Below are 12,445 nucleotides of genomic sequence, written 5' to 3' on the forward strand. Positions count from 1 at the left end.
CTCTTGTTACCGTTTGGTGTCAGTTAGAGGGGGCGAGCCGCTCACTCGATCGCGCCGACCTTCTCGGCCACGTAGCCGAACTGGTCTCGATAGCCGTACGCCGACAGCAACACCGGGTAGAACGGCTCCTCGGCGATCAACTCCTCGTCGTCGGCGGCCGCGAACCGCTCGCCGGCTTCGACCCGGCGGAAGTTGTGTGCGAACACCTCGTACTCCTCGGCGCTCGGCTTCGGGATCCGCTCGCGCAGCCGGAACACGTCGACGTCGTCGCGACCGCCCGCGTCCACGACGTCGTCGGCCCCCGGCGCGGGCAGCGCACCGGTGGCCGCGAGGAACGCCCGGATCAGCCAATACGCGTTGTCGGCGGCGGCGTCGGAGCCGAGCAGCCCCGCCTCGACCTCCAGCGTGTGGGGGTGTTCGATGAGCCGGCCCTCGGTGAACTCGTCGGTCTGAATGATCACGTCGACGGGGAGGTGCGGGGCGACCCCGCGGGTGACCTCGTCCATCGAGTCGACCACGGCGAAGGGGTCCGCGTACGACTGCGTCGAGTGGATCGCGAGCGTGGTGCAACCGGTCAGTTCGGCCTGCACGTGGTGTGCGAGCCGCCCTTCGTGTGTGTCGGCGTCGGGATCGCCGGGGAACGCCCGGTTGAGGTCCTCGTCGAGGTAGCGCTCGTCCGCCGCGAGCGCCTCCTCGTTGGCGACGATCAGCTTCACGGGTCGCTCGACCGTCGGATCCTCGCTCAGCAGCCGTTCGATGGCGCGCGGGCCGCAGGGCTCGTCGCCGTGGATCGCGCCGACGACCGCGATCTCCGGCCGTCCCTCCCCCAGCTCGATGACGTCCATGCAACCTCCAAACGGGCCAGCGGCTAAGTGGTGTTCGGATCCGGGCCGTCCCTCGTTTCCCTCGCTCTCCTCGTCTTCCCTTCTTCGCCCGTTTCGTTCTCTTCGTCTCCTTCGCCCCCGATTTCACGCCGCGATCCACGGACTCAGGGGCCCTGTTCGAGGGCCTCGGCGTACGCGTAATCCGCGGGATACGCGCCGGGACGGGCCCCGTCGAGCCGGATCCGCCAGCCGTCGATCGCGGCGGGATCGCGAAGCGCCGCGCGGAGCCGTTCGCGGATGTCGTCGAGATCGACGCCGTAGAAGTCGTCGGGCACGCCGTGGAGGTACTGGAGGGCCGTCTCGAACAGCGACCGCATGCCGTCGTCGTTCTCGAAGTCGACGTGTTTGTACGCTCCCGCCGCGACCTGCACCATCCCGTGCAGGAACGCGGACTCCGCGGTCCCTGAGCCGTAGTTGTACCACTCGTCCTCGAAGCAGTCGTGTGACTCGTGGTACGCGCCCGCGTTGAACAGGCGGACGCCGTGTTCGGTCGCGCGGCGCAGCGTCGCGTGCTCCCAGTAGCCGCCGCCGGTCCCGTCCGCGCCCTCCGCGGTGTTCCACCCCGTCGGGTCGCCCAGCGGCGGCGCGACGCTCGGGTCCCGGGTGTGGTCGTCCATGCCGTCGTTTGGGTCGGCTCCCTCCTAACGGTTGTCCACGGGCCGACTCCGCCACGAAACCGGTGAGTTAAACACCGACGAGGTCGCTAGGTCGAACCGCGTGCGAGGGTAGCCAAGCCCGGAAACGGCGGCGGACTCAAGATCCGCTCCTGTAGAGGTCCGTGGGTTCAAATCCCTCCCCTCGCATGAGCGCGTCACAGCGCGCGAATGCAGGAGGGGTTCGAATCAGGGAGCGTCTCCGACGCGACCGTGGTTCAAACCCTCTCCTCGCATCACGGGGTCCTTCGCCCCACGATGCGGAAGGCGCTCTCGGAGCGTTCTTCCCTCGCAAAACTACGCGTCCGGCCGATCGGTCGGGCGTCGACACTGACTCCCCGAGCGGTGCGACCGGAACGCGGATTTCGGCCGTTTACTGGCTTCTGTGCGGTGTCTGTGAGCTTGCGAACGACTCGTTCGTCTCCCCGTGCTGTACCCCGTCGCCCGGTCATAAAGCGATAACCGCGATATCAAAGGTGGTGTCGCGGCGGATCACGGCCCCGCTCCCGGCCGCCGCTCCCCGGACGCTTCCTGCCGTGCGCCCACCGGCCCTGACCGGAGAACGGTCGATGACGCGCCGAGGTCGACGGGCCGGGACCGACCTGACGGGAGAGACGCCTCGAGCCGCCACGCTCCTGGGAGCGGCGCGGCTCGCGGTTCCGGTCCTCACGACCTCGGCCCGTAGACTCGGTTCCGTCCGCTCACTCCCAGCCGGGGGTTGCGGGCGCACCGGCGTCGTCCTCGAGCTCGCGAACGAGTCGCTCGCGGACGGGCGGATCGAGCGGGACCGTCTCGCCGTCCGCGCCGGCGCGCGTCTTCCACTCGTCGACCGCGCGTCCCGCCCACGAGTCGGCGTCGCGGGCGCGCCGCTCGGCCGTCGCCATCCGTTCGCGGTCGACCGTGAGCGACCCGGGGCGGGAGCCGACGGCGGCCCCGACGAACCGGGCGCGGTCCGCGGCGGTCGTCTCCCCCGCCCGCAGTCGGCCAACGACGCCCGAGAGGTCGTTGGGGTCGGGGTACGCGAAGACGGTCGCGCCGAGCGCGTGCGGCCCGAACGCCGGCGGCGGGGTTCCCTCCGGGACCGCGTCGTCGAGGAGGCGCTCGCCGCCGCCGGCGGCCGTGACACGCTCGCAGGCGGTCTCCGCGCCGAGCGCGAGGTTGTGGCCGGGGTAGACCGCGCAGGTCTCGGGGTACCGGTCCGAGCCGTGGATCCGGCACTGGAGCGTCGTCGGGTCGAGGAAGACGCAGGCGTCGAGCCAACGGGGCGTGTCGGTGCCGACGGGGGCGACCGGTTTCGGCGGCTTGCGGAGCCCGACCATGAACACCGGGCGACCGCCGGCGGCGGCGACGTCTATCCCGTCGATCTCGCGGCGGTCGTCGCCCTCGGCGGGCTCGAACAGGCGCGGGACGAGGACGTCGCCGAGCCCGTCGCCGAGGAAGGCGGCGACCTCGTCGCGGCTCAGCGGGACGAGCCCGTCGACGTCGTCGAGCGGGGGTCGGCGTCCCGCGCGCCGGGCCGCAGCGCCGTCGACGGCGTCGTCGTCGGGACGGAGCGGTCGCCAGTCGACACAGCAGCCGGCACACCCCTCACAGTCGAGTTCCATCGTCGCTCACCCATGCTAACGGTTCGCATACATAAAAGGGATCGGCGGGGGCGCGGATCGTGAACGGCGTCTCGCTTCTCGTCCTACTCCACCCCTCCTGCTCACTCTCTTCTCCTGCTCACTCTTGCTCCGCTCTCCTGCTCACTTCTCTTGCTCCACTTTTCTGCTCGCTCCTCACGGCCTCACCCTCCCCAGCCTCGTCCGGGCGGGCCCGCCGGAACCCGCGCGGCGGGCCCGACCGGACTCCCTCGCGCGCTCGCGCTCGCGTCGAGGGGACGCGAGCGCGGATCCGCGCGCCGACTGTGGATCGTCTGGTACCGCTTGCGAGGCGTTTCGGACACGCCTCGTACGCGTTTCGCGGGCTCGTGATCGGGTTCGTCGCGGCGACGGTTGTCTCCCGGATCGCGGTTTGATATATCAGAAAGGAGTTTATACAAAGGTACTGACCGTCGATCGACCCGACGGGTTATCGGGCGAGATAGGGCGCTAAAAGCTCGCGCTTCAGCGCGGGGATACAGCGCCCGCACGTAGTTTTAAGAGGTTCTATGGCGAACTGAATGCTAACCGAGGCGGTCTATCCGCCCTATCACAATGAGACAATATCGGGGATTCGCCCTTTCGTCATGGAAGGTACCCCTTCCATCAGACGAACAGGGTGCAGGAAGCACAAGATAACCCCGAATCCCTGTCTTCTCGACAGAGGATAGGGGTAACGGTAGCGTGGCACTGCCAGCATTCCCTCGGGGATGTTAAACCGTAATCCTCCCAAACCAGCAAGCCTCTGCTTGTGGGAAGCCCCGCCGTTTACGGCGGGGAGGATGTCACAAGGCTCCTTTCGTGCTCGGGGTGTCGCTCCGCCGCCCGTCGATCCGCGTCGCGTCGTCGAGCGCACGCGCGAGCGCCTTAAATAGGGCCTCGACCTCGTGGTGTGCGTTGTCGCCGCGGACGACCGCGGCGTGGAGGGTGAGCCCGGCGTTTTGCGCGAGCGACATCGCGAAGTGGTCGGCCATGACGCTCGTGAACTCCCCGACGCGGTCCTGTGAGAACTCGCCGGAGAACTCGTAGTACGGGCGGCCGGCGACGTCGACGACGACGGACGCGACCGCCTCGTCGAGCGGGACGCGCCGGTCGGCGTACCGTCGGATCCCTCGCTTGTCGCCGAGCGCCTCGTCGAACGCCTCGCCGAGACAGATCGCGACGTCCTCCACGGTGTGGTGGTCGTCGATGTGGGTGTCGCCGTCACACCGAACGGTGAGATCGAAGAGGCCGTGTTTCGCGAACGCCGCCAGCATGTGGTCGTAAAACCCGATCCCGGTGTCGATCTCGTGGTCGCCGTCGCCGTCGATCGCGAGGGTCAACTCGATCGTCGTCTCGCTCGTCGCTCGCGAGACGGCGGCGCTGCGGTCGTGTTCGGTCATACCGGCCACTCGGCGGGCACTCTTAAGGGGATTACGGGCGGTGGCTATTTCGGGCCGCCGATAGAAGCGTCGCGTATGGGCACCGATCACGGTGACTCCGAACCGGCCGCGGAGCCGCCGGTCGAACACGACACCGATCAGGGCGAGGGCGAGCTCGAACGAACGATCGGGCTCGTCGGCGGCCTCGCGATCGGCATCGGGACGATGATCGGCGCGGGGATATTCGTCTTCCCCGGGCTCGCGGCGGCCAACGCGGGGCCTGCCGCGGCGCTGTCGTTCGCGATCGGGGCGGTCGTCGCGTTGCTCGTGGCGCTGCCCGCCTCCGAGCTGGCGACGGCGATGCCGCGCAGCGGGGGCGGCTACTTCTTCATCTCACGCGGGTTGGGGACCGGACCGGGGGCGATCGTCGGTCTCGGGCTCTGGCTCGGGCTCGTCTTCGCCGCCGCGTTCTATCTCGTCGGGCTGGGGAGCTACGCCGGGCAGGTGTTCGCCGAGGTAGGGCTCGCGCTCCCGGTGAACCCGGCGGTCCCGCTGGGCGTCGCGTTCGGGATCGGGCTGACCGTGCTCAGCCTGTTCGGGACGGAGAACACGGCGTCGCTCCAGAACGGGATCGTGGTGGTCCTGCTCGCGATCCTCACGCTGTTTCTGACCTACGGAAGCCTCGACGCGCTCGGCGTGTTCGGAACCGAGAGCACGCCCGAGCGGTTCTTCCCGCCCGGCGGGCTCCTCCCGGTCCTGCAGACCGCGGCGCTCGTGTTCACGTCGTACCTCGGCTTCGCACAGGTGGCGACGGTCGCGGGCGACATCAAACGGCCCGGGCGGAACCTCCCGCTGGCGATGGTGGGCTCGGTGGTCCTCGTCGGCGTCTTCTACGTCGTCACGATCTTCGTCGCGACGAGCGCGTTCGGGAGCGCCCGGCTCGGTGAGTTCGGCGAGACCGCGATGGTCGAGGTCGCCCGCGAGTTCGTCGGGCTCCCGGGCGCGATCGCCATCGTGTTCGCGGGGCTGCTCGCGACGTTCTCCAGCGCGAACGCCTCGATCCTCAGCGCCTCGCGGGCGGTGTACGCGATCAGCCGCGACGAGGTCATCCCCGGCGCGGCGAGTCGCCTCAACCTCCGGTACGGCACGCCACACGTCGCGCTCGGGCTCGCGGGCGGCCCGATCGTCGTCCTCACGGCGACCGGGCAGGTGGAACTGCTCGCGGAGGTCGCCTCGTTCCTCCACCTCGTCATGTACGGGCTGATCTGCGTCGCGCTGATCCAGCTCCGTCGGGAGTCGCCGGAGTGGTACACGCCCTCGTTCCACTGTCCCGCGGGGTTCGCCGTCGCGGGGGTCGGCGCGCTCGCGAGCTTCGCGCTCATCGCGTTCATGCAGCCCGCGTCGATCGTCGTCGGGGCCGCGATCATGCTGGTGGCGTACGCCTGGTACCGCTACTACGCCACGGACGTCGATCTCAAAGGGGACTTCTGATCATGACCGACACAGACCGCTCAACCGACGCCGCCGAACCGCCCGCCGATCCGTCCGGCGAACCGTCCGCCGATCCGTCCGCTGGCTCGTCCGCCGACCCGTCCGGCGATCGACCGACCGTGCTCGTTCCGGTTCGGGTGCTCGAAGGGGAGCCGCTTCCGGGAGGCGTCGCCGAACTCCTCGCGAACGCGCACGTGGTCCTGCTCGGCTACCACGTGATCCCCGAACAGACGGCGACAGACCAGGCCAGAGAGCAGTTCGGCGACGGTGCGATGACGAAGCTCGAGGAGTTCGCAGCCGCGCTGGAGGCGACGGGCGCGACGGTCGACACGCGGCTCGTGTTCACACACGAGAAGCAGGCGACGATCGACCGGGTGATCTACGAGGAGGACTGTCTCGCCGTCCTCGTCCCCAACGCCACCGACGGCCCGGAGTCCGTGCTCGTCGCGATCCGCGGGACGGTCGGTCTCGATCGGACCGCGAGGCTCGTCGCCGGGCTGTTCGCCGGCACCGACGTCGGGGTGACGCTGTATCACATCCTCGGCGAGGACGAGAGCGGTGCCGACGCGGAGACGCTGCTGGACGGGGCGACCGCCGCGCTCGTCGATCGGGGGATGGACCCCGACGCGGTGGAGACGCTCGTCGAGCGCCCCGAGAAGGCGCTCGACGCCATCGCGCGCCACGGCGAGTCCCACGACGCCGTCGTCATGGGCGAGACGGACCCGTCGGTGACGACGTTCGTCTTCGGGATGCCCTCCGAGCAGGTCGCGGAGCGGTTCCTCGGCCCCGTCCTCGTCGTCCAGCGCGAACGTCCCGCGGCGGCGGAAGACGGCGACGGAAGCGAGGGCGGTGACGGAAGCGAGGGCAGTGACGGAAGTGAGAGGACTGACGAAGCCGCCGACGATCGCCGGCCTTAAGCGTCGTCCGCGGCCGCCTGCGCCTCGCGAAGCGTGAACCGTCCCTCGTACAGCGCGGTGCCGACGACGACCGCCGCCGCGCCGGCCCGTTTCAACGCGACGACGTCGTCGACGGTCGCGACGCCGCCGGAGGCGATCACGGGGACGTCGACCGCCTCGACGACCGCCGCGACGGCCTCGCGGTCGATCCCGTCCAGCCGTCCCTCGACGTCGACGTTGGTGAAGAGGACCCCGCCCGCGCCGAGCTCCTCGTAGCGCGTCGCCGCCTCGGCGGGGTCGAGACCGGTGCCCTCGGTCCAGCCGGCGACGACCACCTCGCCGCCCTTCGCGTCGAGGCTGACGACGACGCTGTCCGGATGGGTGTCGTCGATCGCCGCGACGATGTCGGGGTCCTCGATCGCGGCCGTCCCGAGGATGACGCGGTCGATCCCGGCATCGAGCAGGTCGCGAGCCCCGTCCGCGGTCCGGATCCCGCCGCCCAGCTGCAGGCCGACGCCCTCGTCGACCGCGCCGACGACGGCCTCGATGGCGGCCGCGTTCGCGCGCTCGCCCTCGAACGCGCCGTCGAGGTCGACGAGGTGAAGCGTCGACGCGCCCGCGTCGATCCATCGCTCGGCCGCCTCGACCGGGTCGCCGTAGCGTTTACCCGTGCCGCGCTCGCCGCCGACCAGCTGGACGACCTCGCCGTCCTGGACGTCGACCGCGGGGATCACCTCGAACTCGGGGAAATGGCTCATACGTTCCCGGGTTGGACGGGGCCGGATTAAGCGGGACGGTTCGATCCCGCAACGTGTGGCGTCCGAGGCCACGGTCGAGCGTCCGAGGGCGCGGTCGGGCGGCCGCCGAGGACGAAAACGTTTCCCGCACCGCCCGCGACGCCTCGGATATGCGTATCGCCGTGCCCAACAAGGGCCGTCTCCACGACCCGACGATCTCGTTGCTCGAACGCGCGGGACTCCACATCGAGGACACCGCCGACCGCCAGCTCTACGCCGACACCGTCGACCCGGACGTCAGCGTCCTGTTCGCGCGCGCCGCCGACATCCCGGAGTACGTCCGCGACGGCGCGGCGGACCTCGGCGTGACCGGCCTCGACCAGGCGTCGGAGTCCGGCGGCGTCGCCCCCGACGCGGCGTCGGCCGGCGCGGACGACCTCGTCGACCTGCTCGATCTGGGCTACGGCTCCTGTAAACTCGTCCTCGCCGCGCCGGAGGACGACGACGTCGCGAGCGTCCACGACCTCGAGGGGGCGACCGTCGCCACCGAGTTCCCGAACGTCACCCGCGACTACTTCGACCGGGTCGGCGTGGCTGCCGACATCGTCACGGTGACGGGCGCGACGGAGCTCACGCCCCACGTCGACATGGCCGACGCCATCGTCGACATCACCTCGACCGGCACCACGCTGAAGGTGAACCGGCTGGCGGTCGTCGACGACGTGCTCGACTCCTCGGTCCGGCTGTTCGCGCGCCCCGACGTCGTCGACGACCCCAAGGTCGGCCAGGTTCGGACCGCCTTCGAGTCGGTGCTCGCGGCCGACGGCCGCCGCTACCTGATGATGAACGCCCCCAAATCCAGGCTCGACGAGGTGAAGGACGTGATCCCCGGGCTCGGCGGCCCGACCGTGATGAACGTCGAGGCCGACGCGAACGGGAACGGGATGGTCGCGGTTCACGCCGTCGTCGACGAACGAGCGGTGTTCTCGACGATCTCGGAGCTGAAGGCGGTCGGCGCGAGCGGCATCCTCGTCACCGAGATCGAGCGGCTCGTCGAGTAGCGCGGGTCGCGTTCGCCCCTCGTCGCGTCCGCCCTCGTCGATTCACCGACCGATCGAACCGTCGGTTCCCCCCTACTCGGCGTCGCCGATCAGCCGCCGTTTCTCCGCTCGGGTGAGCGACTTGATCGCGTACTCGCGGGACATGGCCGCCGACCGCGATCCGAACGACTCCGTGTACCGGAGGGCGACCGGCGTCCGCCCGCGGGTGTACTTGGCCCCCTCGCCGGCGTCGTGCTCCGCGACGCGCCGTTCGACGTCCGTGGTGTAGCCGGTGTAGAGGGTTCCGTCGGCACACTCGATCACGTACACGTGGTGGTCCGACACGGTGCCGGATCCGACGCCGACGGATAAAGGCCTCCGGATCGCCGAGTGACCCGAGTCCGTCTCGGACCCGGACGATGTCGAGGTTCGTGTCCCGTTGCCCCGTCAGGAGCCGTCGACCGCTCGGGCGATGAGCCCGGCCTGTGCGCCGGCGATGAACCCCGCGTCCACGTTGACCGTCGTCAACACCGTACACGACTGGATCGCGCCGTACAGCGCGGCCTCGCCGTCGCCGCCGACGCCGTAGCCGGTCGACACCGGGAGCGCGATGACGGGGGCGTCGACGAGGCCCGCGACCACGGTCGGCAGCGCGCCCTCGCGGCCGGCCGCGACGACGACGACGTCGGCTCCCCGGATCCGGTCCACCTGATCGAGCAGTCGGTCGATGTTCGCGACGCCGACGTCCTCGAGGAAGTCGACGCTCGCGCCGACCTCGCGGGCGACGACCGCCGCCTCGCCCGCGACCGGCGCGTCGGACGTCCCCGCGGTGACGACCGCGACGGTCGCGTCGAGCGACGGCGGCTCGAACGCCGCAGCGTGAACCACGATGGTCCGGGTCCGGGGGTCGTGATCGACGCTCGCCTCCGGGGCCGTCTCGGCGACGCTATCGCGAACCGCCTCCGCGACCGCCGGCTCCGCCCGCGTCACGAGCGCTCGCCCGGTCGTCTCCAGCGCCGTCGTCGCCAGGGTCGCCGTCTCCGTCGGCGTCTTCCCGTCGGCCAACACGGCCTCCGGGATCCCTCGACGGCGCTCGCGGTCGGCGTCGAACCGCCCGGCCGCCGTGGTTGCATACCCCGACAGCCGGGACTCCGCCTCCGCGACCGTGATCTCTCCCGCATCGAGCGCTTCCAGCGTGTCGCGCATACCCCGACGGTGCGGGTCGCACGCGTTCGTAGCTGTCGATCCCCGCCGTGCTGCCGGGGAACACGTCCGCTTGCGTCGTCGCACCACGGCTACCCCACAACCTTTATAAGCACGGCGGGATCGACTCGGTCGTGAACCGCCCGCACGGCGGCCCTCGCGGGCGAATTCAGGAACTCTTATTAAGTGTGGACGGATAGCGTCGATCGCATGGCAGACCTCATTGTCAAAGCGGCAGTCAAGGAAGCGCTGGACGACAAGAACGTCGCTTCGGACTTCTACGACGCGCTGGACGAAGAAGTGGACGAGCTGCTCGAAGACGCCGCGCGCCGCGCCGAGGCGAACGACCGGAAGACGGTCCAGCCTCGCGACCTGTAACCCGGCGAACCCACACCTTTTATTTCGACTCCGTCCGCCAGCGACGCGGATCGCCCGCGGTTGCCGCCGAACACCCGCAGTTGCCGCCGAACGCCTTATAGCTCCACGACGCGCACGCCGGACGTCGTCCCCACGTGTACCTCGTCGGCGAGCCCGACGAACAGCCCGTGTTCGACGACGCCGGGCGTCGTCGCGAGCGCGGTCGCGAGCGCGTCCGGCTCGTCGATCGCCCCGAATGCGCAGTCGAGCACGAGGTTCCCGTTGTCCGTGACGACCGGCCCGTCCTTCCGTTCGGCCGACCGGAGCTCGGGCTCCCCGCCGAGCGTCCGGACCGCCTCCGCGACGACCGCCCGCGCGCTCGGGAGCACCTCGACGGGGACGGGACCGTCGAGGACGGCGACCTCCTTCGAGGGGTCGGCGACGACGACGAACCGCGCGGCCGCCGCATCGACGAACTTCTCGCGAGCGTGTGCCGCCCCGCCGCCCTTTATGAGATCGCCGTCGGCGACGCGGTCCGCGCCGTCGATCGCGACGTCGACGCCGGGGCCGTCGGGACCGACTACGTCGTCCAGATCGACGAGCGGGATCTCACACTTCCGGGCGAGATCCCGGCTCGCGAACGACGTGGGAACCCCGCGGACGTCGAGGCCCGCGTCGACCGCCCGGCCGATCGCGCGGATCGCGTGTGCCGCCGTCGACCCGGTTCCCAACCCGACGACGTCGCCGTCGTCGACCGTCTCGGCGGCCGACTCGCCCGCCCGCCGCTTCGCCGCGTCGCTGCCGCCTTCCGTCTTCATGGCCTCGACTGCGCGTGGCGGGGTTGAAAAGGCGTCGGGGCCGGTCCCGGTGGCGTCGCTGTCAGCGTCGGGTGTCGGCCCTCCCTCTCGCTCTCACTCCAGTCGGTCCAGGACCGCCTCCGCGTCGTACGCCAGCGACAGCTCCCGGGAGCGTCCGCGCCCCTCGACGTCGGCGTACTCGGTCCGGATCACGCCGAGCTGGTCGAGCTTGTTGGTGATCTCGGAGTAGCGGGTGTAGCCGAGCCCGGTGTCCTCGTGGAACGCCTCGTACACGTCGCCGGCCCGCTCGCCGTCGTGTTCGGTGAGCACCCGGACGAGCGCGCGCTCGGAGTCGGAGAGCCCCCGGAGCGACCGCGAGAGGTGGACGTACTTCGACTTGTCGTACGCCGATTCGACGTCTTCGGCCCCGATCGTTCGGGACGCGCGCATCTCGGCGTTGAGCCCCGCCCGCCGGAGGAGGTCGATGCCGACCCGGAGGTCGCCGCCTTCCGCGGTCCGCTCGGCGACGAGCTCCAGCTCCGCGTCCTCGACGACGTCGTCGTGGAAGCCGCGCTTCGCGCGCTCCAGGAGGATGTCGTAGATCTCCGTCTCGTCGTACACGGGGAAGTACACCTCTTCCGGGCGGAAGACGGACTGGACGCGCCCGTCGAGCTCGTCGATGGCGTCCAGCGAGAGGTCGGAGGAGACGATGATCACGCCGATCTTCGCGCCCGAGTGCGCCTCGTGGGCACGCAACAGCGAGTAGAGGGTGTCGGACGCCTCGTTCTCGTAGAAGAGGTAGTTCACGTCGTCGAGCGCGACGACGAGGACCTCGTCGTCGTCGACGAGCCGGTCGGTGATCTGGCCGAACAGCTTCTTAAAGGAGATCCCCGAGGAGGGCGGCTCGTAGTCGAATATCCCCTCGAACAGCCGCGAGAAAACGGCGTACCGCGTCGAATCGACCTGGCAGTTCACGTGGACGGTCCGGACGTCGGTGCGGGCGCGCAGCTCCGAGAACAGCTTCTGGACCGCGGTCGTTTTCCCCGTGCCGGGCGGGCCGCGGACCATCGTGTTCAGCGGGCGGGAGCCGCGGACGGCGGGTCGGAGCGCGTACTTCAGGCTCTCCAGCTGGCTCTCGCGGTGGCGGAACGTCTCCGGGACGTAGTCGATCTCGAACACCGACTCGTCGCGGAACACCGACTCGTCCCACGAGAGCATGTCGCCGTCGGCGTCCCCGGTCATGAGGGAACCACCTCGCGCCGTCCACTTAACGGTTGCCTGCGGCCGCGGCGGAAGTGAAACCCGCCGATACCGGCGCGGATACGCGGGTACAGTCGCTCCCGTCGTTCACTATCGGATCGGTCGATGGCGGGCCGATGGCGGGCC

Annotated in this window: 13 protein-coding genes and 1 tRNA gene; 5 read left to right on the forward strand and 9 right to left on the reverse strand. The window is 70.2% G+C overall.

The features are described from left to right. Positions 1-41: 41 nt before the first annotated feature. Together GRS48_RS01825 and GRS48_RS01830 are read right to left on the reverse strand one after the other, a co-directional pair. Complete coding sequence (locus GRS48_RS01825; protein WP_159483228.1) at positions 42-845, reverse strand: succinylglutamate desuccinylase/aspartoacylase family protein; 804 nt, start codon at positions 843-845, stop codon at positions 42-44. Between the two features lie 143 nt (positions 846-988). Continuing rightward, entirely contained in the window at positions 989-1,501 is a 513-nt protein-coding gene (locus tag GRS48_RS01830) for a DUF309 domain-containing protein (protein ID WP_159483229.1), read from the reverse strand. A 102-nt stretch (positions 1,502-1,603) separates the two neighbouring features. Between GRS48_RS01830 and GRS48_RS01835 the strand changes: the two genes are divergently transcribed. Continuing rightward, a tRNA-Leu gene (locus GRS48_RS01835) sits at positions 1,604-1,687 on the forward strand. A gap of 551 nt (positions 1,688-2,238) precedes the next feature. Here the strand turns inward: GRS48_RS01835 and GRS48_RS01840 are convergent. Further along, on the reverse strand, positions 2,239-3,141 hold the full coding sequence (locus GRS48_RS01840; RefSeq protein WP_159483230.1) for a YkgJ family cysteine cluster protein: 903 nt from the start codon (positions 3,139-3,141) through the stop codon (positions 2,239-2,241). Between the two features lie 821 nt (positions 3,142-3,962). Then, positions 3,963-4,559, reverse strand: coding sequence for an imidazoleglycerol-phosphate dehydratase HisB (gene hisB, locus GRS48_RS01845; RefSeq protein WP_159483231.1), 597 nt, complete (start codon positions 4,557-4,559; stop codon positions 3,963-3,965). A 75-nt stretch (positions 4,560-4,634) separates the two neighbouring features. Here hisB and GRS48_RS01850 point away from each other — a divergent pair, with 75 nt between their 5' ends. Together GRS48_RS01850 and GRS48_RS01855 are read left to right on the forward strand one after the other, a co-directional pair. After that, on the forward strand, positions 4,635-6,029 hold the full coding sequence (locus GRS48_RS01850) for an APC family permease (RefSeq protein ID WP_159483232.1): 1,395 nt from the start codon (positions 4,635-4,637) through the stop codon (positions 6,027-6,029). A gap of 2 nt (positions 6,030-6,031) precedes the next feature. Next, positions 6,032-6,946 carry a universal stress protein gene (locus tag GRS48_RS01855; RefSeq protein ID WP_235027968.1) on the forward strand — a complete coding sequence of 305 codons (915 nt, stop codon included), beginning with the start codon at positions 6,032-6,034 and terminating at the stop codon, positions 6,944-6,946. Here the strand turns inward: GRS48_RS01855 and hisA are convergent. Continuing rightward, the gene (gene hisA / locus GRS48_RS01860; protein ID WP_159483233.1) at positions 6,943-7,683 is read right to left on the reverse strand and encodes a 1-(5-phosphoribosyl)-5-[(5-phosphoribosylamino)methylideneamino]imidazole-4-carboxamide isomerase; all 741 of its coding nucleotides are present in this window, start codon (positions 7,681-7,683) and stop codon (positions 6,943-6,945) included. The genes GRS48_RS01855 and hisA overlap by 4 nt on opposite strands. A 149-nt stretch (positions 7,684-7,832) precedes the next feature. Here hisA and hisG point away from each other — a divergent pair, with 149 nt between their 5' ends. Then, the gene (gene hisG, locus GRS48_RS01865; RefSeq protein WP_159483234.1) at positions 7,833-8,723 is read left to right on the forward strand and encodes an ATP phosphoribosyltransferase; all 891 of its coding nucleotides are present in this window, start codon (positions 7,833-7,835) and stop codon (positions 8,721-8,723) included. Positions 8,724-8,795: 72 nt separating this feature from the next. Here the strand turns inward: hisG and GRS48_RS01870 are convergent, their stop codons facing one another. Both GRS48_RS01870 and larB read right to left on the reverse strand, forming a co-directional pair. After that, entirely contained in the window at positions 8,796-9,047 is a 252-nt protein-coding gene (locus GRS48_RS01870; RefSeq protein WP_321168238.1) for a GIY-YIG nuclease family protein, read from the reverse strand. A 102-nt stretch (positions 9,048-9,149) separates the two neighbouring features. Further along, a complete protein-coding gene (larB, locus tag GRS48_RS01875; RefSeq protein WP_159483235.1) occupies positions 9,150-9,908 on the reverse strand; it encodes a nickel pincer cofactor biosynthesis protein LarB in 759 nt (252 codons plus the stop codon). 207 nt (positions 9,909-10,115) lie between these two features. On the opposite strand from larB, the gene GRS48_RS01880 reads away from it, so the two are divergent. Then, entirely contained in the window at positions 10,116-10,283 is a 168-nt protein-coding gene (locus GRS48_RS01880) for a DUF1931 family protein (RefSeq protein WP_004267503.1), read from the forward strand. A 95-nt stretch (positions 10,284-10,378) separates the two neighbouring features. Here the strand turns inward: GRS48_RS01880 and rpiA are convergent, their stop codons facing one another. Together rpiA and GRS48_RS01890 are read right to left on the reverse strand one after the other, a co-directional pair. Next, the gene (rpiA, locus tag GRS48_RS01885; protein ID WP_159483236.1) at positions 10,379-11,080 is read right to left on the reverse strand and encodes a ribose-5-phosphate isomerase RpiA; all 702 of its coding nucleotides are present in this window, start codon (positions 11,078-11,080) and stop codon (positions 10,379-10,381) included. A gap of 93 nt (positions 11,081-11,173) precedes the next feature. Next, positions 11,174-12,301, reverse strand: a complete 1,128-nt coding sequence (locus tag GRS48_RS01890; RefSeq protein ID WP_159483237.1) for an ORC1-type DNA replication protein — start codon at positions 12,299-12,301, stop codon at positions 11,174-11,176. Positions 12,302-12,445: the final 144 nt, after the last annotated feature.

Source organism: Halorubrum sp. JWXQ-INN 858, from assembly GCF_009806985.1.
Lineage (GTDB): Archaea > Halobacteriota > Halobacteria > Halobacteriales > Haloferacaceae > Halorubrum.